Annotated in this window: 21 protein-coding genes; 13 read left to right on the forward strand and 8 right to left on the reverse strand. The window is 54.1% G+C overall.

The features are described 5' to 3' along the window. Positions 1-2 precede the first annotated feature (2 nt). Complete coding sequence (locus tag A6U95_RS15540) at positions 3-1,061, reverse strand: AI-2E family transporter (RefSeq protein ID WP_065685105.1); 1,059 nt, start codon at positions 1,059-1,061, stop codon at positions 3-5. Between the two features lie 428 nt (positions 1,062-1,489). On the opposite strand from A6U95_RS15540, the gene A6U95_RS15545 reads away from it, so the two are divergent. Together A6U95_RS15545 and A6U95_RS15550 are read left to right on the forward strand one after the other, a co-directional pair. After that, positions 1,490-2,044: a cytochrome b gene (locus tag A6U95_RS15545; RefSeq protein WP_021804727.1), complete on the forward strand. Its 555-nt coding sequence runs from the start codon at positions 1,490-1,492 to the stop codon at positions 2,042-2,044. Between the two features lie 26 nt (positions 2,045-2,070). Next, on the forward strand, positions 2,071-2,649 hold the full coding sequence (locus A6U95_RS15550) for a YceI family protein (RefSeq protein WP_024528533.1): 579 nt from the start codon (positions 2,071-2,073) through the stop codon (positions 2,647-2,649). 64 nt (positions 2,650-2,713) lie between these two features. On the opposite strand, the gene A6U95_RS15555 is transcribed toward A6U95_RS15550, so the two are convergent. After that, on the reverse strand, positions 2,714-3,766 hold the full coding sequence (locus tag A6U95_RS15555; RefSeq protein ID WP_065685106.1) for a rhodanese-related sulfurtransferase: 1,053 nt from the start codon (positions 3,764-3,766) through the stop codon (positions 2,714-2,716). A gap of 208 nt (positions 3,767-3,974) precedes the next feature. Here A6U95_RS15555 and A6U95_RS15560 point away from each other — a divergent pair, with 208 nt between their 5' ends. Beyond that, on the forward strand, positions 3,975-5,072 hold the full coding sequence (locus tag A6U95_RS15560) for an NADH:flavin oxidoreductase/NADH oxidase (RefSeq protein ID WP_065685107.1): 1,098 nt from the start codon (positions 3,975-3,977) through the stop codon (positions 5,070-5,072). A gap of 19 nt (positions 5,073-5,091) precedes the next feature. On the opposite strand, the gene A6U95_RS29815 is transcribed toward A6U95_RS15560, so the two are convergent. Continuing rightward, complete coding sequence (locus A6U95_RS29815) at positions 5,092-5,253, reverse strand: histidine kinase (protein WP_074423356.1); 162 nt, start codon at positions 5,251-5,253, stop codon at positions 5,092-5,094. Between the two features lie 327 nt (positions 5,254-5,580). On the opposite strand from A6U95_RS29815, the gene A6U95_RS15565 reads away from it, so the two are divergent. The 4 genes from A6U95_RS15565 (at position 5,581) to A6U95_RS15580 (ending at position 10,296) form a co-directional block, all read left to right on the forward strand. Beyond that, the gene (locus tag A6U95_RS15565; protein ID WP_065685108.1) at positions 5,581-6,501 is read left to right on the forward strand and encodes a Kdo(2)-lipid IV(A) acyltransferase; all 921 of its coding nucleotides are present in this window, start codon (positions 5,581-5,583) and stop codon (positions 6,499-6,501) included. A gap of 59 nt (positions 6,502-6,560) precedes the next feature. Next, a complete protein-coding gene (locus tag A6U95_RS15570; protein ID WP_024486560.1) occupies positions 6,561-6,845 on the forward strand; it encodes a YciI family protein in 285 nt (94 codons plus the stop codon). Between the two features lie 184 nt (positions 6,846-7,029). After that, on the forward strand, positions 7,030-8,265 hold the full coding sequence (gene mdtG, locus A6U95_RS15575) for a multidrug efflux MFS transporter MdtG (protein WP_065685109.1): 1,236 nt from the start codon (positions 7,030-7,032) through the stop codon (positions 8,263-8,265). Positions 8,266-8,742: 477 nt separating this feature from the next. Further along, entirely contained in the window at positions 8,743-10,296 is a 1,554-nt protein-coding gene (locus tag A6U95_RS15580) for a peptide MFS transporter (RefSeq protein ID WP_037374874.1), read from the forward strand. A 48-nt stretch (positions 10,297-10,344) separates the two neighbouring features. Here A6U95_RS15580 and A6U95_RS15585 read toward each other — a convergent pair whose 3' ends face one another. After that, positions 10,345-10,743, reverse strand: coding sequence for a VOC family protein (locus tag A6U95_RS15585; RefSeq protein WP_065685110.1), 399 nt, complete (start codon positions 10,741-10,743; stop codon positions 10,345-10,347). A 132-nt stretch (positions 10,744-10,875) separates the two neighbouring features. Between A6U95_RS15585 and A6U95_RS15590 the strand changes: the two genes are divergently transcribed. Beyond that, entirely contained in the window at positions 10,876-11,676 is an 801-nt protein-coding gene (locus tag A6U95_RS15590) for a helix-turn-helix transcriptional regulator (protein ID WP_065685111.1), read from the forward strand. Here A6U95_RS15590 and leuA read toward each other — a convergent pair. After that, positions 11,648-13,315: a 2-isopropylmalate synthase gene (gene leuA, locus A6U95_RS15595; protein ID WP_065685112.1), complete on the reverse strand. Its 1,668-nt coding sequence runs from the start codon at positions 13,313-13,315 to the stop codon at positions 11,648-11,650. The two genes, A6U95_RS15590 and leuA, sit on opposite strands and share 29 nt — an antisense overlap. A 175-nt stretch (positions 13,316-13,490) precedes the next feature. On the opposite strand from leuA, the gene A6U95_RS15600 reads away from it, so the two are divergent. Continuing rightward, positions 13,491-13,865 carry a MysB family protein gene (locus A6U95_RS15600; protein WP_024485685.1) on the forward strand — a complete coding sequence of 125 codons (375 nt, stop codon included), beginning with the start codon at positions 13,491-13,493 and terminating at the stop codon, positions 13,863-13,865. 97 nt (positions 13,866-13,962) lie between these two features. Beyond that, on the forward strand, positions 13,963-14,511 hold the full coding sequence (locus tag A6U95_RS15605) for a sortase-like acyltransferase (RefSeq protein WP_065685113.1): 549 nt from the start codon (positions 13,963-13,965) through the stop codon (positions 14,509-14,511). Positions 14,512-14,514: 3 nt separating this feature from the next. Here A6U95_RS15605 and A6U95_RS15610 read toward each other — a convergent pair whose 3' ends face one another. From A6U95_RS15610 to A6U95_RS15620, 3 genes are all read right to left on the reverse strand, one after another. Next, positions 14,515-14,763, reverse strand: a complete 249-nt coding sequence (locus tag A6U95_RS15610) for a YceK/YidQ family lipoprotein (RefSeq protein ID WP_065685114.1) — start codon at positions 14,761-14,763, stop codon at positions 14,515-14,517. Positions 14,764-14,835: 72 nt separating this feature from the next. Beyond that, the gene (gene mdoH, locus A6U95_RS15615) at positions 14,836-17,397 is read right to left on the reverse strand and encodes a glucans biosynthesis glucosyltransferase MdoH (protein ID WP_065685115.1); all 2,562 of its coding nucleotides are present in this window, start codon (positions 17,395-17,397) and stop codon (positions 14,836-14,838) included. After that, positions 17,390-18,958, reverse strand: a complete 1,569-nt coding sequence (locus A6U95_RS15620) for a glucan biosynthesis protein G (RefSeq protein WP_083196385.1) — start codon at positions 18,956-18,958, stop codon at positions 17,390-17,392. Before A6U95_RS15620 ends, mdoH begins: the two co-directional genes overlap by 8 nt. A gap of 252 nt (positions 18,959-19,210) precedes the next feature. On the opposite strand from A6U95_RS15620, the gene mdoC reads away from it, so the two are divergent. The 3 genes from mdoC to A6U95_RS15635 all read left to right on the forward strand — a co-directional run bounded on the left by mdoC (position 19,211) and on the right by A6U95_RS15635 (position 22,877). Next, entirely contained in the window at positions 19,211-20,338 is a 1,128-nt protein-coding gene (mdoC, locus tag A6U95_RS15625; RefSeq protein WP_065685117.1) for a glucans biosynthesis protein MdoC, read from the forward strand. 315 nt (positions 20,339-20,653) lie between these two features. Further along, positions 20,654-20,878, forward strand: coding sequence for a hypothetical protein (locus A6U95_RS15630; protein ID WP_021178338.1), 225 nt, complete (start codon positions 20,654-20,656; stop codon positions 20,876-20,878). Positions 20,879-21,155: 277 nt separating this feature from the next. Further along, positions 21,156-22,877: a potassium/proton antiporter gene (locus tag A6U95_RS15635; RefSeq protein ID WP_065685405.1), complete on the forward strand. Its 1,722-nt coding sequence runs from the start codon at positions 21,156-21,158 to the stop codon at positions 22,875-22,877. Positions 22,878-23,233: the final 356 nt, after the last annotated feature.

Consider the following 23,233-nt stretch of genomic DNA (forward strand, 5'->3'; position numbering starts at 1 on the left):
CCTCATTTCGGCGTGATTTCGTTTATCTGGCGCCCATCACCGAGGAGCATGGCCACCTTGCGCCCTCCATCCATGGTTTCCAACGTGATGCGCGCGATAATGGTCAAGGGGACCGAAAGCAACATCCCCACGGGCCCCATCAGCCAGCCCCAGAAGATCAGGGAAAGGAACACCACCAGCGTAGAAAGCCCCAAACCACGGCCCATGATCCGCGGCTCCAGCATATTACCGATGATCAGGTTGATCAGAATATAGCCCGCAGCCACCACGGCCGCATCGGCAAAACCGTTAAACAGCAAAGCCTGGATCAGCGGCGGAATAGCAGCAATGATCGAACCAATATTGGGTACATAGTTGAACATAAACGCCATCATGCCCCAGATAAAGGCAAAACGAACGCCAACCCAGCTCAGAAAGCCCCAGACGATCAGACCAGTTGCCAGGCTGATGGCGGTCTTGATCACCAGATAGTGTGTGACCCCTTGCAAGGCACGGCGGATAGTGGCCATTCCTTCGGTGGGATTATCCAGCGCCTGCTGCAGCTTAAAGGGCAATACCTTCACCTCAAACAGCATAAAGACCACCGTCATCAATAACAGGAAGATGCTGGTCATGGCCCCGGAAAGATGCCCCAGTAGGCGGGTCACCAGGTTCATAGTGGCACCAGGATCGACGTATTTGACCACCGCTTCTGCCGAGAAGTTAAGATCCAGATTGAAGCGTTGCGCCTGGTATTGCAGTTCACTCAGCTTCTCCAGCATCATGCCCCGATACTGCGGCAAGGAGCGAGCAAACTCATTTAATGAAGCACCCAGCATACCGATCAAGGTCAGCAACAGCACGACGATGGCAATCACCAACAGCGTCACCCCCAGCGCTCTGGGTACACGAAAGCGTTCCAGTAGCAGCACCAGCGGGTTTAACACGATGGCCAGGAACACCGCCAGCAGGAATGGCACCACAATATCTGCCGCCGCCTTTATGCCAGCCAGGATCACCACCAGCATGGCCAGCATCATGATCAAACGTAGCTTGCGGTCATTAAACTCGGGTATGCCCATGAAATTTCCTTGTGAGATACAGGCCCGCCTGAGCCGTTGATAAATACATGTTAGCAAATTATTCCTTGCTGTCGCAGGCATATTACCCTCAAGTTGCTGAAGGAATTAAATTAATCTTGGTAGACAGGGCGAACAAATAATCGGCGCTAGTCGTTATTCAATTATTTGCCAAGGTTTCTGGTGGTATTTACGAAAAATGACAAAAGCTGACAATGAAGAATAAAGTCGATAGATTTCAATTGGCCAGCGTTTCCCCCGCATTGCTAAAAAAACGCCCTCTCCAACGATTCCTTTGACCAACTTGCCACAACTCAAACAAATCTACTGATTAATATTTTTATGAACTCACTTAGTTAAATTTATTATTGATTTATGTTTCTTAAAGTTTAAGTATTGCTGTCGGTAAATGAGTTTTGTAAGGAAAACTGATGCTCTGGAAAAATACCGCAGACCGCTTTGGTCACGTTTCTGTACTGATCCACTGGCTGGTGGCACTGACCGTTTACGGCATGTTTGCCCTCGGATTATGGATGGTGACGCTGGGTTACTACGACGTTTGGTATCACCAGGCGCCGGAGATCCACAAAAGTATTGGCACGCTGCTGTTTATCGTAATGGTGGTACGAGTGGTTTGGCGCTTTATCTCGCCGCCGCCCAAGCCCCTGGCCAGTTATAGCCGTCTTACGCATATCAGTGCCGTACTCGCCCATATCGCGCTTTACACCGTGCTATTCGCCATCCTGATCAGTGGCTACCTGATCTCGACCGCCGATGGTCAGGCAATCAGCGTATTTGGCTGGTTTGACGTACCAGCCAGCGTGACCGGTTTGCCACAGCAGGCCGATACCGCCGGGACTATCCATCTTTATCTGGCTTGGGCCGTCGTCGTGCTTTCGGTACTGCACGCCCTTGCTGCGCTTAAACATCACTTCATTGATGGTGATGTTACTTTGAAACGGATGCTGGGTCGCAGCACCGATTAACCCTTTGGATTTATGGAGATATTGCTATGTTGAAGAAAACCGTATTAGGCCTGGCCGCGGGCGCTCTGCTGTTAAACGCCGGTTCCGCCCTGGCTGCCAATTATAAAATCGACAAACAAGGCCAGCACGCCTTTATCGAATTCCGCATCCAGCATCTGGGTTACAGCTGGATTTATGGTTCTTTCAAAGATTTTGACGGTGGCTTTACCTTCGATGAGAAAGACCCGGCTAACGATAAAGTCAACGTAACCATCAACACAGCCAGCGTAGACACCAACCACGCTGAGCGTGACAAACACCTGCGTAGCGCCGAGTTCTTGAACGTTGAAAAGAACAAGCAGGCCACCTTTACCTCTACCGAAGTGAAAAAAGACGGTGAAGGTTATGCCGTAGTCGGCAACCTGACGTTGAACGGCGTGACCAAGCCGGTCACGCTGGCAGCCAAACTGGTCGGCGAAGGTAAGGATCCTTGGGGCGGTTACCGCGCCGGTTTCGAAGCCAACGGTAAAATCAAGCTGAAAGACTTTGGCATCACCACCGACCTGGGCCCAGCTTCTCAAGAAGTTGAGCTGATCATCTCGGTCGAAGGCGTTCGCGAGAAGTAATACATTCTGTATACAACAAGGGCGCTGAATTTCAGCGCCCTATTTCTATCCTACGAGCAACACCCTACTCTTTCGGTTCTGGGATATGCATGGTGGTTTGCAACAGCCCTTTGGACTTATTGAAGATTTTCACGCCATTCTCGCGGCCAGCCCGGCGGGCTCGCTGTTCTTCACGCGGTAGTTTCAATTCTTCACGGCAGGTCTCGCTGCAACAGCCAGCAAACTTCTCGGCACAGCTTGGGCACTGGATAAACAGCAGATGGCAGCCGTCGTTCAGGCAGTTGGTGTGAGTATCACATGGCGCACCGCACTGATGGCAGTTGGCAATCACGTCCTCTGAGATACGTTCCCCCATGCGCTCGTCAAACACAAAGTTTTTGCCGATGAACTTCAGTGGCAACCCTTGAGCCTTCGCCTTGCGGGCATATTCGATAATACCGCCTTCCACGTGATAGACGTTTTTGAAGCCATTATGCAGCATATAGGCGCTGGCTTTCTCACAACGGATCCCACCGGTACAGTACATGACAATATTTTTGTCTTTCTGCTCCTGTAGCATCTCTACCGCCATCGGTAGCTGATCGCGGAACGTGTCGGAAGGCACTTCGATCGCCTTCTCAAAGTGCCCAACCTCGTACTCATAGTGGTTACGCATATCAACGAACACCGTATTCGGATCGTCGATCATCTGGTTAACACGATCGGCCTGCAGATACTCACCCACATTGGCAGGATTAAAGGTCTCATCTTCAATCCCATCGGCCACAATACGTTCACGCACTTTCAGACGCAGTACCCAGAAGGATTTGCCATCGTCTTCCAGCGCAATATTCAGGCGTACCTGATCCAGAGCCGGATGCGAAGCAAACAGCACGGCTTTGAACGCGTCAAAGTGACTCTGCGGCACGCTGATCTGCGCATTGATGCCCTCTTTAGCCACGTAGATACGGCCAAACACCTTCAGTTTATCGAACTGAATATACAGGCTATCGCGAAATGCCTTTGGATCGTCAATGGTGAAATATTTATAAAAAGAAACTGTGGTGCGTGGCTCGGTTTCGGCCAGCATACGCGCCTTCAGTTCCTCATTAGAAATTCGGTTATGTAACACTGGCATGGTGTACTTTCCTGTCTTTCGGGAGGTGACTGATTGAGTGCCCACGAGCCGTTGGCCCGCGCGCGGCGCACATCATACCCGAAAATAGACTGCAACACAGCATTAACCCAGTGGCAATGATTTCCGCACAAAGCTTGACGTTATTAGCAAATACCGATAAGCCTAGTGCAAGTTGTAGCAACGAATTTTGACGGACCATGAGGAAATTATGAGCCAGCTGTTTACTCCGATCACCCTGGGGCTACTGCGATTGCCTAACCGCATCATTATCGCCCCCATGTGCCAGTACTCTGCCGACAACGGCAAAGCCACCGAATGGCATACAATGCACCTCGGCCATCTGTCCCTTTCCGGGGCAGGTTTGCTGATTGTGGAAGCCACTGCGGTTTCACCGGAAGGACGTATTTCTCCGGGGGATCTGGGCCTGTGGGACGACGCCACCGAACAGGCACTTGCAGACGTGGTGCAGGCGGTAAAAAAACACGCCACCATGCCTTTGGGGATCCAACTGGGGCATGCTGGCCGCAAAGCTTCTTGCGCCCTTCCGTGGCAAGGCGGAGCCCAACTGGCCAAGAGTGAGGGGGGTTGGCAAACGCTCTCTGCCTCTGCCCAGCCCTTTAACCCTCTGGATGAGGCTCCACAAGCCATGAGCCTGGAGCACATTGAGCAGTTGAAGGCACAGTTTGTTGCAGCGGCAAGGCGCGCCGATCGTCTCGGTTTCGATCTGATCGAACTGCACGGGGCCCATGGTTACCTGTTGCATCAGTTCCTTTCCCCGCTGGCCAATCAGCGCACCGATCAATACGGCGGATGTCTGCAAAATCGTATGCGATTGTTGCTGGAGATTTTCAGCGAGGTGCGGGCAGTCTTCCCGGCCAATAAAGCGCTTGGGGTGCGGATCTCCGCCAGTGACTGGGTTGAAGGAGGCTGGAACGAACAGCAGTCCGTTGAACTGACCAGTGCTTTAAAGGAATTGGGCTGCGATTACATTCATATTTCCAGCGGCGGCCTGTCGCCGCAGCAAAAAATCCCGGTGGGGCCGAACTACCAAGTACCCTTTGCCGAAACCATCAAACATAAAGTAGGGATACCAACCATCGCCGTGGGGTTGATTACCGAACCGGAGCAGGCAGAAGCGATCGTCGCCACCGGTCAGGCCGATATGGTCGCGCTAGCGCGCGGTATTCTCTATAACCCCCGCTGGCCCTGGCACGCGGCCGCAAAACTGGGGGCCCAAGTGCAGGCTCCGCCACAGTATTGGCGCTCGGAACCACACAGGGTGAAAGGATTGTTCAAAGACCATTAAAACGGCCTCAAGCGGGTGTTTAGCACCCGCTTGACCATTCAGTAGCCCCGGAAATAGCCGCTCCAGCCAGCAACCCGATCCCCGCTACAACTAATAAAGGGTTGTACTGCATATAGGCACCAAGACAGCCAAGTAATCCACCAATCACCAATAGCCCAGCGCTTAACCATGATGCCAACATAGTTACCTCCTGAAACAATAAACGAATAAAACACTGCCTGCATTATAGGTCGATTCTTACCTCGCCTGACCAAAAAACCAGCAACCGCACCTGATTTAGGCCTAAAAAGGGTGTTTTAATGCGGTGAGTTTTCCTGTTACATAAGAAAAATGTCACAATACGCTACTATAAACGGCAGAAAACCATCGCATAGACCGAGTCGTTCAAGCAACCCGTGGTCAGCAAAAAACTCTGATGGCGACCCACAACACGACTTATGGCAACTCGACGTGTCTATGCATTTTATCTGTTATTACTGTTAAATGACTGCTTCTAAGCTGAGAACCCATGACGCAAGTTCCTTCTTTCAATCGATCTTTACTGCATCCGCGCTACTGGCTTACCTGGTTTGGCATCGCCTTACTCTACCTGCTGGTCCTGCTGCCATACCCGATTATTTATCGTTTGGGGACCGGGTTGGGTCGCTTTTCAATGCGTTTCCTCAAACGCCGGCGAGCGATAACCGAGCGTAACCTGGAACTGTGCTTTCCGGATATGCCAAGAGCCGAGCGTGATGCGTTGATCGCCAAGAACTTCGAATCCGTGGGGATGGGGCTGTTTGAAACCGGCATGGCCTGGTTCTGGCCCAACTGGCGTATCGAGCGCTGGTTCAGCGTCAGCGGCCTGGAGCACATTCAAAAGGCACGGGACAATCATCAAGGGGTGCTGCTGATCGGCCTGCACTTCCTGACGCTGGAGTTGGGTGCTCGTATCTTTGGCATCCACAATCCGGGGATCGGCGTCTACCGTCCACACGACAACAAGCTGATGGACTGGCTACAGACCTGGGGCCGTATGCGCTCGAACAAATCCATGCTGGATCGTAAAGACGTCAAAGGGATGATCCGCGCCTTGAAACAGGGTGAGATCATCTGGTACGCACCGGATCATGACTACGGCCCGCGCAGCAGCGTGTTTGCCCCGCTATTTGCTGTAGAAAAAGCAGCGACCACCACCGGCAGCTATGTGTTGGTACGCATGGGGAAACCGGCGATCATTCCCTTTACGCCTCGCCGCCTGCCAGAAGGCAAAGGGTACGAACTCATCATGCAGCCAGCGGTGGAAAACTTCCCGCTGGATAACGAAGTCGAGGCTGCGGCCTTCATGAACAAAGTGGTAGAAAAAGAGATCCTGATGGCACCGGACCAATATATGTGGCTACACCGCCGCTTCAAGACCCGCCCAGAAGGTGAGCCTTCTCTCTATTAATCACTACGGGCCGACATGGCCCGCATGATATTGTCACTTTCCCAGCAACAGGAGCTTCTATGTATATCGTCAGCCTGACCTACCACCGCCCGATTGAAGAAGTAGAAAGCCATCTTGAAGGGCATATCGCCTGGTTGAAGCACTATTTTCAAGCCGGCAGCTTTATTGCCTCTGGCCGTAAGAACCCACGTACCGGCGGCGTGATCCTGGTAAAAGATATGGAACGCACCAAGCTGGATGCCATCCTGGCAGAAGATCCCTTCGTTGCCGTGGCCAATTATGAGGTGACAAACGTCGCTCTCACCACGACCAGCGCCGGATTCGAAGCCTTGGCCGGTGCCTGAACCCTCCATTCCCGCGTTGCCCTGCGCGGGAATAATTGTCATTCTCCGTTTTAAAACTTTATTTCATTTTCACGCAAAATCACACAGCTGCTCAATTGATAACCTGCGTTATTAAGCGCATACTTACCAGGCTAACTTTTTTGCCTTGCGCGATCGTCAGGCATCTCTTCCCGCACGGAAACCTATGGCCCCGGCAGCAGAACCTATCAATTGGCAACGTAACCTGTTCATCACCTGGCTGGGCTGCTTTCTGACCGGTGCGGCCTTTAGCCTGATCATGCCGTTCCTGCCGCTGTACGTTGAAGCTCTTGGCGTTACCGGCCATCAGTCGCTGAATATGTGGTCTGGATTGGTATTCAGTATCACCTTCCTGTTCTCCGCCATTGCCTCACCATTCTGGGGCAGCCTGGCCGATCGCCGTGGGCGTAAGCTGATGTTGCTGCGTTCTGCGCTAGGAATGGGCATTGTGATGGTGCTGATGGGCATGGCGCAAAACATCTGGCAGTTTCTGGCGCTGCGCGCGGTACTGGGGCTGCTCGGCGGCTTTATTCCCAACGCCAATGCGCTGATTGCTACCCAGGTGCCCCGCCATCGCAGCGGCTGGGCACTGGGCACCCTATCGACCGGCGGCGTCAGCGGTGCCCTGATTGGCCCATTGATTGGCGGTTTGCTGGCTGACCAATATGGCCTGCGCCCCGTGTTCTTCATCACCGCTGCGGTGCTGTTTATCTGTTTCCTGCTGACGCTGTTCTGCGTACGGGAACAGTTCACTCCGGTGCAGAAAAAAGACATGTTGCATGCGCGCCAGGTATTTGCCTCGCTCAAAAGCCCCAAGCTGATCCTCAGCCTGTTTATCACCACCATGATCATCCAGATCGCCACTGGCTCGATTGCACCTATCCTCACGCTTTACGTGCGTGAACTGGCGGGCAACATCAGCAACCTGGCGTTTGTCAGTGGTTTGATCGCCTCGGTACCCGGCGTTGCCGCCTTGATGAGTGCGCCACGGCTGGGCAAGCTGGGCGACAGAATCGGCCCGGAGCGGATTCTGGTGTTTATGCTGGTGATTTCCGTGCTGTTGCTGATCCCAATGGCCTTTGTCCAGACACCCTGGCAACTCGGCGTATTGCGCTTCCTGCTCGGCGCTGCCGATGGCGCACTGCTGCCTGCGGTGCAAACCTTGTTGATCTATAACTGTACCAATCAGGTTGCCGGGCGAATATTCAGCTATAACCAATCTTTCCGGGATATCGGTAACGTTAGCGGCCCACTGCTCGGCGCTGCCGTTTCTGCCAGCTATGGATTCCGCGCGGTATTTTGCATGACGGCGCTGGTGGTGCTATTTAACGCGTTCTATTCCTGGTGGTGTTTGCAACGGCGGCCAGCGAGAATGCGTGAAGACACGTTGCAAGAAGAGTAATAGCGCTATTTATCGCCAGTTGTTCTGATAAATATTACCCAAGCCCCGTTTCCCTTACTTTTATTATTGTTACCTTCCCGCTAAGACGCTGCCCCAATCTCTAAGAATAATATTATTAACACCTTGTTTTTAGACATAAAAATCACAAACAGAGCAATAAACCACCTGTCAATGGAAATAACGCCACAGCCAACATAAAAACCAATAAAGTAGATGTTTGTCGACTTTTCGTCTAAAAAATGGGATACAGGTACTAGACAAAGCCACCATTCAGTTATCAAATGGTTAAATAATATCACGCTAGAAGTAACATTCTGACCAAGTGAATAAAATGGCCTGCAGGGTTTTCAAGCTTAATAGGCGCTGCGGCTAAGGTTTTGTCAGGTAATCCGCATCAGCGGGATTTCCTCACTTACAGACACAGACATACCACAGTATCTGCTGCCAGCGCGCAGCACATTATATTGGGAAGACTTTATGCAATCCTCTGTTAATCAGAAAGAAAGCCGGACGTTCCTCGGCCATCCATATCCTCTCGGCTCGCTGTTCTTCACTGAAATGTGGGAGCGCTTCTCGTTTTATGGCATTCGTCCGTTACTGATCCTGTTTATGGCCGCCACGGTTTATGACGGCGGGATGGGGTTGGCGCGAGAAAACGCCTCGGCGATCGTCGGTATCTTTGCTGGCAGTATGTACCTGGCGGCACTGCCGGGTGGCTGGTTAGCCGATAACTGGCTAGGCCAGCAAAAAGCCGTTTGGTATGGTTCAATCCTGATCGCTCTGGGCCACCTGTCGATTGCCCTGTCCGCTATTATGGGCAACGACCTGTTCTTCGTCGGCCTGATGTTTATCGTGCTCGGTTCCGGCCTGTTCAAAACCTGTATTTCGGTGATGGTTGGAACCCTGTACAAGAAAGGCGATGCGCGCCGTGACGGTGGCTTCTCGCTGTTCTACATGGGCATCAACATGGGCTCCTTTATTGCCCCGCTGATTTCCGGCTGGCTGATCCGTTCACACGGTTGGCACTGGGGCTTCGGCATCGGGGGTATCGGGATGTTGGTGGCCTTGGTGATTTTCCGGGTGTTCGCCGTACCGGCCATGAAGCGCTATGACAGCGAAGTGGGCCTGGATTCAACCTGGAATAGCCCGGTTGCCAAGAAAAATGGCGTGGGTGCCTGGCTGATTGCACTGGCCGTGGGCGTTGCCGCGATCGTGATTATGATCTCTCAAGGCATCATCGTGATTAACCCGGTCGCCGTTGCCAGTATGCTGGTTTACGTCATCGCCGCCTCGGTCACGCTGTACTTTATCTACCTGTTCTTCTTTGCTGGCCTGAGCCGCAAAGAGCGTGCTCGTCTGCTGGTCTGTTTTATCCTGCTGATTTCTGCCGCCTTCTTCTGGTCGGCCTTCGAACAGAAACCGACCTCGTTCAACCTGTTCGCTAACGATTACACCAACCGCATGATCGGCGACTTCGAGATCCCAGCGGTATGGTTCCAATCGATTAACGCATTGTTCATTATCCTGTTGGCGCCAATCTTCAGTTGGGCTTGGCCGGCTCTGGCTCGTAACAAAATCCGCCTGAGCAGCATCACCAAATTCGTGATCGGTATTCTGTTTGCCGCCGCAGGCTTTGGCCTGATGATGCTGGCCGCGCAACAAGTGTTGGGCAACGGTGGCGCTGGCGTGTCACCGATGTGGCTGGTGGGCAGTATCCTGATGCTGACGCTGGGTGAGCTTTGCCTGAGCCCGATTGGCCTGGCAACCATGACGCTTCTGGCACCGGATAGAATGCGTGGCCAGATGATGGGCCTGTGGTTCTGTGCCAGTGCGCTGGGCAACCTGGCCGCCGGCTTGATCGGTGGCCATGTGAAAGCGGATCAGTTGGATATGCTGCCAACCCTGTTCGCCCGCTGCTCTATTGCGCTGGTGATCTGTGCTGCCGTGCTTATCCTGCTGATTGTCCCGATCCGCCGCATGCTGGAAAACACCCAGGGTAAAAGCGGTGACAAACCGGTTACGCACGCCTGATAGACACTAAGTAATCAGCCTTAAGCCAGCGCAAAGCGCTGGCTTTTTTTATGCCTGCCAAGCACGTGCTTGCAACACCACGCGATAGCCATCCAAATCTTCAAACGTTTGCCCATGTACGTCCCAATAAGGGTTGTACGCCCGCACGCGCTCAAAGCCACTGGCTAGCATCCGATCGCACCCTCTCTGCCAACTTGCAACCTCCGGCACATAAAATACCAACAGGTTGTCCTGTGTAGGCGCTCGCCCAACCAGCACACCACGATGATGGGTGAACTCCAGATGATAGGCATGGTGCGGATGACCAAGCATAATGCCATCGAACCCCTGGTGATCTGCAAACTCACCCAGTTGTTCAAACCCCAGGCCCTGGCAATACATGTTGGCAATCGCGGCCAAATGGTCGGTGGGCCGGGCGATCCGTAACACCGCGTTGGCAAGTTCCATACTTCCTCCCGTTGGCAAACTGCTAGCCTAAGCCGTTTCATGACAAAACGGCGTACAGGAAATGCGCTTTGCGGTAGCGGCAAGACATGGCATGCTGCAATAGACACGCCATCAGGATCCAGAGGAGGAACAATGCTGTTTAACGTCGATTTTCTCCCAGAGAATCAGTCTATCGTGCCATTTTCAAAAGACTATCAGGATGGTGATAGCGAACCGGATCATTGCCACAACTGCGCTCAACTGATCCATGGCCTTAGCGGCGTAGTACAGGTGAATACGCGCGTAGGCAGTTGGGTCGTTCCCCCAGGCCGTGGCGTTTGGTTACCAGCCAAAGTGGAACATAACCTGCGTTTTAGCGGTAACGTGGCGGCACGCACGCTGTTCGTCGATCCCCTGGCCCGTGCCGACTTACCTGCTCAGTGCCAGGTTGTGCAGATTTCCCCCTTATTGCGTGAACTGATTATCAGCGCGATGAGTATTCAGCCCGGCTACCGGCCCGGCGGACGCGAAGAACGCATTATGGAACTGATCCTCGATGAGTTGCGTATGCTGCCGATCCTGCCCCTGCACCTTCCCGAACCACGCGATGGCGTCTTATTGGCCCTGTGCCAACACATTCAGCAATCTTTGGCACAGCCTTGGGAGTTGGAGCTGGCGGCGCAGCACATCAACGTCAGTGGCCGTACGCTGTCCCGTCGCTTCCAACGTGAGACTGGCCTGCGCTTTAGTGACTGGGTACGTCGTGCCCGCCTGCTGGCGGCGCTCAACGCCCTGGCCGCCGGAAGGTCGGTGCTGGAGGTGGCTTTGGATCTGGGCTATGACAGCCCCAGTGCGTTTAGCGCCATGTTCCGCCGCCTGCTTGGCGTTTCCCCCAGCACCTATTTTGCCCAGGCTCAGCCAGCGATCACGGCAAACAGCGGCCAGCCACGTTGAACAGTGCCTGGAGCGAGGCGCTGGCCGAGTCGGCGTCAATCCCAACACCGTAAATTGCCTCCCCTTTTGCTGGCGTACACCGGATATAGGTTACTGCCCGGCTATGGCTCTGATGGCCCAGGGTATGTTCATGGTAGTCGTCGATAGCCAGCACCAGGCCAAAGCGTTGGCAGAGCGCATCTACCGCGCTGGACAACAGCCCGTTCCCGCTACCTTGCAGCTGCATTGGTTCTCCTGCCAGAGCTACCTGCGCCGTAAAGCTGTAAGCCGCCCCACCCTGGCTTTGCGTTTGATAGCTAAGCAGTTGCAAACGCGGCTGTTCCACCAATCCGTAGCTGTTGCGAAACAGCCGCCAGATCTCCGCCACCGTCATTTCCTTGCCGCTTTCATCCGTGGCCTGTTGCACCACTTTGCTGAAGTCGATCTGCAAGCCACGCGGCAAGCGCAATCCATGATTCTGCTCCAGCAGCCAGGCGGCCCCGCTCTTGCCAGACTGGCTGTTAACGCGGATCACCGCCTCATAGCTGCATCCCACGTCTGCCGGGTCGAGCGGCAGATAAGGCACCTGCCATAACCCATCTTCACGCTGCTGTTGGGCGGCGAAACCTTTCTTGATGGCGTCCTGATGCGAGCCCGAGAACGCGGTAAACACCAACTCCCCGGCATAAGGATGGCGCGGATGCACCGGCAACTGGTTGCACTGTTCCACCACTTCAACCACTTCTTTCAACCGGCTGAAGTCCAGCCCTGGCGCGATGCCCTGGGTGTACAAATTGAGCGCTAACGTCACCAGATCGACATTGCCCGTGCGTTCGCCGTTGCCAAACAGGCAGCCTTCCACTCGGTCTGCCCCCGCCAGCATGGCCAACTCGGCGCAAGCGACACCGGTACCGCGATCGTTATGCGGATGCACGCTGATGGTCACTTGCTTCCGCTGGCTGAAGTGGCGACAGAACCATTCGATCTGGTCGGCATAAATGTTCGGGGTACTCATCTCCACGGTGGCCGGCAGGTTGATGATCATGGGCCGCTGGCGTTCAGGTTGCCACACGTCTGCCACCGCCTCACAAATTTGCAGGGCAAACTCCAGCTCGGTAAAGCAGAAGGTCTCCGGCGAATACTCGAAACACCAGTCAGTTTCCGGATGCCGATCGCACCATTGGCGAATACGGCGTGCGCCATTCACCGCCAGCGCCACGGTAGCGGCCTTGTCCTGCTTGAAAACGATATCGCGAAACATCGGGGCGGTGGCGTTATACAGATGCACGATGGCACGTGGAACCCCTTGCAACGACTCCATCGTGCGATCGATCAGATCGTCGCGCGACTGCGTGAGCACCTGGATTGAGACGTCATCCGGGATCAGCCGTTGCTCGATCAAGTGACGCACAAAGTCAAAGTCGGTTTGCGATGCGGAAGGAAATGCCACCTCGATTTCCTTAAACCCGCAGGCCAGTAACAGTTGATAGAACTGTAGCTTGCGAGCGTTATCCATCGGCTCGGCCAACGCCTGATTGCCGTCACGCAGATCGCTGGAACACCAGCGCGGTGCCTGCTGCTGGGTGTGCCCCGGCCACTGACGATCGGGTAAATCGATGGCCGGGAACGGCCGGTACTTGCTTGCTGGGTTGGCTAACATCCTGATTCTCCTACAGACCAAAGGGTGTAGCCATTATTTCCTGCCCGTAGCCAGGCGTCTCCCGGCTGATGGACAACTATCGTCGCAAAACGGACAACAAAAAATTTGCATCCTGCGGCGATGCGACAACAATTAATGCTGGTGTCCCCCAAGATGATTGAAAAAGGAGATGAGCATGAGCCTGTATGCCACGCTGGAAGAAGCAATCGAAGCCGCTCGCGAGGAGTTTATCGAAACGGCGGAAGGCGGTGATGATGAGCCGCCGGTACCTCAACAGTTTAACCTGCAAAAATACATCATGTTGGATGGCGACACGATGTGGCAGGCCGAGTTTTTCGAAGAAGAAGGTGAGTCTGTCGAATGCATGACGATGCGCAGCGGCGCTGCCGCCCAGGCCATTTTTGACGGTGACTACGACGAGATTGAGATCCGCGCCGAGTGGATCAACGAAAATACGCTGCATGAGTGGGAGGAAGGGGATTTTCAGCTCGATCCGCCGCTGGATACCGAAGAGGGCCAGAGCGCTGCCGACGAATGGGATGAACGTTGAGCCCGTTGGGTGGGCACCTGGTTGCCCACCCTCGCCTTGACGACCCTGGCTACGCATTGCATGCTGCTACATTCTCCCCTTAACACAGGCAGGTATCATGCTCATCAGGCAAGCGGTTCCCGGTGATTATCCCGCAATTCTGGCTCTACAGGCGCAAAACACCCCAGAGAACCTCAACGCCCAGCAGCGGCAACAGGGTTTTATCGTCTCGCAGATGAACGAAAAACAGCTGGCAAGCATCAATAACGGCCTGGGTATTTTGATCGCTATCGAAGAGGAACAGTTGGCTGGTTTTGTCTGCCTGATGCCAACCGACGCCCAACCACGGCCACCAGTAGTGGATGCCATGCTAAACACGTTGGCCACGCAGCGCTTTCAAGACCAGGCATTGGATCAACAGCGGGTATTTCTGTACGGCCCGGTATGCCTGAGTGCCGATTGGCGGGGAAAAGGCGTGCTACGCCAGTTGTTTGCCGCGGTGAAAGCGCGAACTCAGCAGGATTTTGACGTTGGCGCGCTGTTTGTTAGTGAGGATAACCCGCATTCGCTCGCCGCCCATGTCGCTGGCATGGGAATGACGGCGTTGACCACTTTCCACTGCAATCACCAAAGCTATCAGTTGGTGGTCTTTGCAACCAGAGGCTAAGACCTATTCGTAAGGCCCGTGCTGCGCATCAAACGGCAGCATAAAGGTGTCCACCACCAGCGAGAGCGGTACATCAATCACCATAACGCTGCGCCAGGGAGTATCACGCAAATCCCACTGCACCCCTGGATAATATTGGTGCCCGTGGCCTGCACCAGGCACCGTGCGGCTGATAATGCTACCGCAGCCAGATAATGCCGTCGCCATAGCGGCCAACAGTGCCAGACGGACTAGTGAAGCCATTTTCAACATCCAAGCTTTATTGAGATTGAAACGAAAAAGGGGAACACGCAGTGCGCATTCCCCTTTAATTAATACTAACCGTTAGCGTTGGCCGACGGGGTGAGCCAGTTCATTATGCGGTAACTGCCGATAATGTTCGCGCCAGGCCTCGCCCTGCGGCAGCAGCCAAATGCGCTGATGCAGGCGTGACAACGCCACCGGATCGCTTAACAGCTCAAGGCGTTTGGCTTTTGCCAACTTCTCTGGCCCTACTTCCAGCGCCTCGTTCACCCGCTCTTCCCGCGCCCGATCGATAATGGTTCGCAGATGGTGACGAGCCGTTGCCAGCGCGGCAGCCAAGGCATTGTAGGACGGGTCCACCGCCGCATGCATAAAGCCATTGCGCAAGGCACGCTGGCGATTAAGTTGCAGATAGGTATCTGTGGCAACCAGTTCACGCGGCGGATCGTACTCTTCCGGGATCAGGAACAGCTTGGCTCGCTTGCTCTTGAGACCGAGCGTAGCGCGGCTCGACAACGCCGAAACAAACGGTGACAGGATCAGCGAGAAGACGATCGGTGACAGCCACCACAGGAAGTTCAGATCCAGCAATGCCATGCCGCCGCCCCAAACCAGCCCCAACAGCATTTGCGAACCGTGACGCTTGAAGGCTTCGCCCCAAGGGGTGTCATCATCATCACGCTGCGGCGAGTTCCACACCACTTCCCAGCCCAGGAACGCGCTGACCACAAACACGGTATGGAACAACATGCGCACCGGTGCCAACAGCACTGAGAACATCACTTCCATCAGCATGGAAATCAGCAGCCGGATCGGCCCGCCGTACTGCTTCGAGCCTTTTGCCCAGACCAGCACGATACTCAGCAACTTTGGTAAGAACAGCAGCACCATGGTGGTGGAGAACAGCGCAATCGCCAGTTCTGGCTTCCACTGTGGCCACACCGGGAACAACTGCCGGGGTTGCAGGAAGTATTGCGGTTCCACCAGCGTATGCACTATCTGCAACGCGGTGGACAGCGCCAGGAACATAAACCACAACGGTGCCGACAGGTAGGACATGACCCCGGTCAGGAACACCGCGCGGTGTACCGGATGCATGCCTTTTACCAGGAACAGGCGGAAGTTCATCAGGTTACCATGACACCAGCGGCGGTCGCGTTTCAGCTCGTCCAGCAGGTTCGGCGGTAACTCTTCATAACTGCCCGGCAGATCGTAGGCGATCCACACGCCCCAGCCAGCACGACGCATCAATGCGGCTTCCACAAAGTCATGGGAGAGGATGGAACCGGCAAACGAGCCTTCACCCGGCAACGGTGCCAACGCGCAGTGCTCGATGAAGGGTTTCACCCGGATGATGGCGTTATGACCCCAGTAATGGGATTCGCCCAACTGCCAGAAGTGCAGACCAGCGGTGAACAACGGGCCATAGAGGCGCGTGGCGAACTGCTGCACACGGGCATACAGCGTATCCATGCCTGAGGCTTTTGGTGCAGACTGGATGATACCGGCGTTCGGGTTAGCTTCCATCAAGCGTACCAGACCAGTGAGGCACTCGCCGCTCATCACGCTGTCCGCATCCAGGATCACCATGTAACTGTACTCACCACCCCAACGACGGCAGAAGTCGTCGATGTTGCCGCTTTTACGTTTCACACGACGGCGGCGACGGCGGTAGAAGATACGTCCGTGGCCCTCAACATCGCGGCACAGCTCCATCCAGGCTTTCTGTTCGGCGACGCAGATATCGGGATCGTAACTGTCGCTCAGCACATAGATATCGAAATGCTCAAGCTGACCGGTCGTCTTCACCGACTCGTAGGTTGCCCGCAACCCGGCAAATACCCGTTCAACGTCTTCGTTACAGATCGGCATGATCAACGCGGTACGGTGCGTTGGATCGATCGGCTCATCCCCTTTGATAGTCGAAGAGATGCTGTATTTATCTTTGCCAATCAGCAGTTGCAGGAACCCCATCAGCGCAGTCCAGAAACCCGCAGAGACCCAGCAGAACAGAATGGCAAACAGGATCAGAATACCGGTCTGCAAAAGATAAGGTAATATTTGCAACATCGACTGCATCAGATCTTGATCGAACATGGCGATAGGATCGATCAGCGCCCAACCTTGATAAGGCAGGATGGTTTTCATGTACCAGGTGGCAATGCCGGTTTGCACCAACATCAGGATCAACAGCACGTAACGGCGCATTGAACCGACAATACGCCAGCGGTTTTCCGCCTCGGCTTCTTCTTTGCTGGCATGACGATTGTGCGTCTTACGGCCCAGCAGAGTATCCCAGAAACGCCCCACCGGGTTGGTGCGCCAGGCTTCGGGGAACATGGTGGTACGTTTTACCGGCGGCGTGGCTTTCAGGATGGTGCGCCCTTCCGGGTCACAATCAAAATCGTCGTCATCGACAGCATCTGGCCAAGCCTGGATGATGCGCGACTTGACCGAAGCCAGGGCAATGTCATCGGCAGGCAGCGACGCCACATTGACATCAGAGGCTCCCATCTGACGATGCAAAGCCTCCAGTGCCGAGGTATCACCCGCCATCACTTGTTGTTTGAGCACCCCTGACCGCTCATCGGTCAGGGGCATTGCCGCAAGATATTCCTGGGCAGTTTCAGTAGACTTATTCATTGGCAGGTAGCTGATAGCTCCAGGTTTCCGACAGGGTCTTGTCACCGTTGACCAACGCAGCACGCATTTCTACCGGCTTTTTCTCGTCTTTCACTTTCAAACGCACCGTCAAACGCCAGCCTTTGGTGACCGGATTATAGCGAACGCTGTTTTCCACCATTTCGCCGTTGTCACCAATGCTGATCTGAGAAGCCACCGGCGTATTGGCATCCAGCGCTTTCAGTGCTGGGCCGACGAAGTCAACCAGGAACGCCACGCTGCCGTCCGGCTCGCGGATCAGGTTTGACTGCTTCACATCACCGGTTGAACGCATGGTTTTACCCACGTAGCCGATATCCTGTGAATGCAGCTTCTCTTCGTCGCGAGTGAAGTACAGGCGGTAATTCAAGGCCAACGGCGTTTTTGCATCAGGCAACACATCCGGCGTCCAGAACGCCACGATGTTATCGTTGGTTTCATCCGCGGTTGGGATCTCTACCAGCTCAACCTTGCCCTTGCCCCAATCGCCGCGCGGCTCAACCCAAGCGCTTGGACGCAGATCGTAACGGTCGTCCAGGTCCTGGTAATCACGGAAATCGCGACCACGCTGCAGCAGACCAAAACCTTTCGGATTTTCGATGCTGTAAGTGCTGACCGACAGGTGCTTAGGATTGTTCAGCGGACGCCAGATCCACTCGCCGTTACCGGCATGGATAGACAGACCGTTGGAGTCGTGCAGCGCCGGGCGGTAGTTCAGCGTTGGCGAAGGCTGGCTCGGCCCGAACAGGAACATGCTGGTCAACGGTGCCATACCCAACTTGCCCACCTTGTCGCGCAGGAACACTTTGGACTGGACATCTACCGTGGTATCGCGGCCGGGGTAAACCACAAAACGGTAAGCGCCGGTAGCACGTGGAGAATCCAGCAAGGCATAAATCACCAGATGCTTGTCGCCCTGCTTAGGACGTTCGATCCAGAACTCGCGAAAACGCGGGAACTCTTCGCCAGATGGCAAGGCGGTATCGATAGCCAGCCCACGAGCAGAAAGCCCATAAACCTGCCCTTTACCCACCACGCGGAAATAGCTGGCACCCAGCATGCTCATGATTTCGTCGTTCTTATCCGCACTGTTGACCGGATAGAGCACTTTAAACCCGGCGAAACCGAGTTTCTTCACCGAGTCAGGATCGTGCTTGACGGGGCCAAAGTTGAAATAGTCAGGGCTGTATTTGATCTCTTTGACGGAGGTGGCCGTGACCTCGTTGATGGTAACCGGCGTGTCGAAGTACATCCCTTGATGGTAGAACTCAAGCTTGAAAGGGGTTTTCAGCTTACTCCACACGGCTTTATCGTGATTGAACTGGATCTGCTGATAGTCCGCGAACTTCATATCGCGAAACTGAGAAGGAAGGTTGCTCTTCGGGGCTTCAAAGCCTTTTCCTGCCAGATCCTGTGCCTGTTTGGCCACATCGTCGATAGAAAAAGCCCATGCCTGCGAACTCAACAACGTGCATAAAACGGTAGCACCTAACCAACGTACGCTCGTGGCGCGTGGTTTTTTTGATAATAGATTTACTAGCACATCCCCCCCTATTCGTGTGCTCAAAATATTCAAAATCCATATTAATGGATTATTCTGCTCGCCGACAACATGATAAACGTGTGCTGATGTTTACGGCTTAGAGTTTAAGCAGTTGTGCAGCGTAGCAAGCCGTGCTCCAAGACGCTATGGAAAAATGTCGGTCGCTATAGTAGGGTTTGAGTTTGCGATTCCCTCATTGCCGACTTATTAAGCGGGTTTACACTCCCCTGATGCAACCACCAGCGGTAACCTATGACTAACAGCACTAACCAGCGCGAGTTTTTCCTGGATTCGATCCGGGCCTATTTGATGCTGCTGGGCATTCCTTTTCATCTTTCTCTGATTTACTCCAGCCACTCGTGGGCGGTAAACAGCGCGACCCCGTCGTTTTCGCTAACGGTGTTGAACGACTTTATTCACGCCTTTCGCATGCAGGTGTTCTTCATTATCTCCGGCTACTTCTCCTACATGCTGTACGAACGCTATGACAGTCACCGCTGGTTGAAGGTACGCCTGGAGCGGGTTGCCATTCCGCTGTTGAGTTCTATCCCATTGATTACCTTGCCACAGTTTTTTTTACTCAAGAACTACACCGATAAATTAACCGGCTGGGATGATTTCACCCCTGAACAAAAAATAAACGTGGCGGTTTGGGAGTTGGTCTCCCATCTATGGTTTTTATTAACCTTGTGCTTATTGACCTGCGCCTGTTTTTATCTGTTTAAAAAAATTAAGGCGATAAAAACGCCGATGGCACCGCGGCCAATAAATAAAATGACCACTCTCAGCAATATCTCATTGTGGTTTTTATTGTATGCCTTTATATACGGCGTGTTTCATCGCATTATTTTAATCACCGCCCCGCATTTACTGTCTAACGGCCTGTTCAACTTCGTGGTGATGGAAACCCTGTTCTACTTGCCTTTCTTCATTGTGGGAGCCTACGCGTTTAAGTATTCATGGCTGAAAGCGGTGTTCCTCACGCCCTCGTGGCCAGCCGTACTGGGCTCACTGCTGCTGTTGGTAGCCTACATGCTCAACCAGAAACTGCTGGCGCACAGCAGCTTTGGGTTTGAACTGGAAATCATGATCAAAGCCGTGCTCGGGATCCTGATGGCCAACGTGGTGTTCGCATTTGGCCATGCGCTGCTCGATTTCCATTCTCCTCGCATTACCTATCTGGTCAACGCTTCGCTGTTTATCTATCTGGTTCACCATCCGCTGACGCTGATATACGGCGCCTTTGTGACTCCGCTGATCGATAATAATCTGCTGGGTTTCCTGCTGGGTCTGGTGTTCGTCTTTGCCTGTGCCTTCCTGTTATATGAGGTGCACAAGCGTATCCCGCTGTTACGCTTCCTGTTCTCTGGTAAAGCCTAATCTCCCGTGTAAGGGCGTTGCTTGCAGCGCCCTGCTAACATGACACCCTTCACCCTCGTAGGAACGCCGCATGCTGTGCCCGCTTAGCTATAATTGATCGGTGGTCAGCGCACCTATTGCTCAACCTATCGCGACCCGTTGATGCAAAGTTGTGCTGGAGCATATTGCGGTGAGTTGTTATAACTACAGTGCATAAGAAAAAATCCACATCCCTGCCTTACGGTAGCGATTGGGCTCACGAACCCTAAGGGATGGCGCATCACCATCGCGTGCGCCGGTAACATTTCCCTTCCGTCACGACAGAGAGGATTTTTAATGACCGATAAACCGACCGCGGCAACCGAAGCCGTAGCAGAAAACGCCACACTACTGAAAATCTTGGGTAGACTGCTGTCCGCACTGGATTCTTCCATCAGCGGCAAAGATCGCAGCGTATTGGTAACCGAGCTTTCCAGCCTCAACCTGGACGGGATCTCCGAGGCCGAAAGGAAACTGGCAGCCGAATTAATCAAGCGTGCCCTGCAATCACTCGATCACTAACCTCCCGCCTGTAAACCATTAAGCCTCCTGCTGGGGGGTTAATGGTTTTTCCTCGATAACCTGTTTCCTGCCGTCCTCAATGAGCTGATAAATAGGCACAAAAGCAGCAATACCCACATTTCAACTCTCATTTCATCAAATTTTGCGGCAAGCAGCCATAATGACACCGTTTTTTGGCAATCAGCCTTGGCGTTGCACAGGAAAAACAGGCTATTATGACCCGGTGTCTTTGCTTTGGCGCCCCCCCTTTCAGCTCAACTCGCAGGAGAACATTATTTTGGATGCCAGCACGATCAATAGCTTGTTCATCATCGGTGCCGTGTTGGTGGGAGCAAGTATTCTGCTCAGTTCTTTCTCTTCACGCCTGGGGATCCCCATTCTGGTGATCTTCCTGGCGATAGGCATGCTGGCCGGTGTTGACGGCCCTGGTGGCATCGCCTTCGATAACTATCCCGCCGCCTATCTGGTCAGTAACCTGGCTCTGGCAGTGATCCTGCTCGACGGCGGTATGCGTACCCGCGTCAGCTCCTTTCGTGTCGCGCTGTGGCCCGCATTGTCACTGGCCACCATCGGCGTACTGATCACCGCCGGTCTGACGGGCCTGGCCGCCGCCTGGCTGTTTAACCTCGATTTGATCCAGGGGCTGCTGATCGGCGCCATTATTGGCTCGACCGATGCGGCCGCGGTGTTTTCACTGTTGGGTGGCAAAGGGCTGAACGAGCGTGTCAGCGCGACGCTGGAAATTGAGTCCGGCAGCAACGACCCGATGGCGGTGTTTTTAACCATCACCCTGATTGCCATGATTTCCGCTGGCGAAACCTCGCTAAGCTGGATGTTCATCGTCCATCTCTTGCAACAGTTCGGCATGGGTATCGTGATTGGCCTGGGCGGAGGCTGGTTGCTGATAACGCTGATCAACCACATCAAGCTGGCGGAAGGGTTATATCCGCTGCTGGCGGTGAGCGGCGGCATATTGATCTTTGCCCTGACTACCGCTCTGGATGGCAGCGGCATTCTGGCGGTCTATCTGTGCGGCCTGCTGCTGGGTAACCGTCCAATCCGTAACTACCACGGCATTGTGCAAACCTTCGACGGCCTGGCCTGGCTGAGCCAGATCGGCATGTTCCTGGTGCTCGGGCTGTTGCTTAACCCGCACGACCTGTTGCCTATCGCCATCCCTGCCCTGCTGCTCTCGCTGTGGATGATCCTGTTTGCCCGCCCGATTTCGGTGTTTATCGGCCTGCTGCCGTTTCGCAACTTCAACCTGCGCGAGCGCATGTTTATCTCCTGGGTGGGGTTACGCGGCGCGGTGCCGGTGATCCTGGCGGTGTTCCCGATGATGGCCGGGCTACCCAATGCCAATCTGTTCTTTAACGTCGCGTTCTTTGTAGTGTTGGTTTCACTGCTGCTGCAGGGCACTTCGCTGTCCTTTGCCGCCAAAAAGGCCAAGGTGGTGGTGCCACCGGCATTAGCCCCGATCTCCCGCGTGGGGCTGGATGTTCATCAGGAAAACCAATGGGAGCAGTTTGTCTATCAGCTAAGTGCAGAAAACTGGTGCGTTGGCGCGGCGCTGCGCGAACTCAAGATGCCGCCGGGAACGCACATTGCCGCGCTGTTCCGTGGCAAAGAACTGTTACACCCTAGCGGCAGCACCCGCTTGCTGGAAGGCGATACCCTGTGCGTTATTGGCCATGAACACGATCTGCCTGCGTTGGGTAAACTGTTCAGCCAGGCGCCTACGGTTACGCTGGATGAACGGTTCTTCGGTGATTTCATTCTGCAATCCGATGCGCGCCTGAGTGATATCTCTCAGGTCTACGGCCTGAATCTGCAAGACGGCGTGGACGATCAGCAAACGCTCGGCCAGTTCATCACCCGGTTAATCGGGGGGGAAGCCGTGGTGGGGGATCAGGTGGAATGGGATGGTTTGACCTGGACTATCGCGGAAATGGATGCTAATCAAATCAGCAAAATAGGCGTCAAGATCGTTACCGATTAACCCGTTAATCGCCATTAACCATGCCGTTGCGGGAACTAATCCGGCCCGGATAACTCTTAATGACAGTCATTAATGCCCACCCCAGCGTTGAGGTGGGCCGTTTGCGGTACATCTACCGTCGGATAAGATCTTGAGCAATAAAGCGAAGTTCTTTTCAGCCTTGACCGTCATCGCTTTAAGCGTTGCCTTACTGGATTTGGGTATCGCCGATTTGGTCCATCGAATACTACTTGGATGATGTCACCTGATGCAAAAACAACAAGAGAAAGATTTACTGGGAAAAGTGCTGCTGACCGTTTCTGCCCTGTGCCTCGTCACCGTGGCCGGGCTGTTGATCTGGGGTTTTTTGCTGGATT

It is taken from the genome of Serratia sp. 14-2641 (genome assembly GCF_001692375.1).
Lineage (GTDB): Bacteria > Pseudomonadota > Gammaproteobacteria > Enterobacterales > Enterobacteriaceae > Chania > Chania fonticola_C.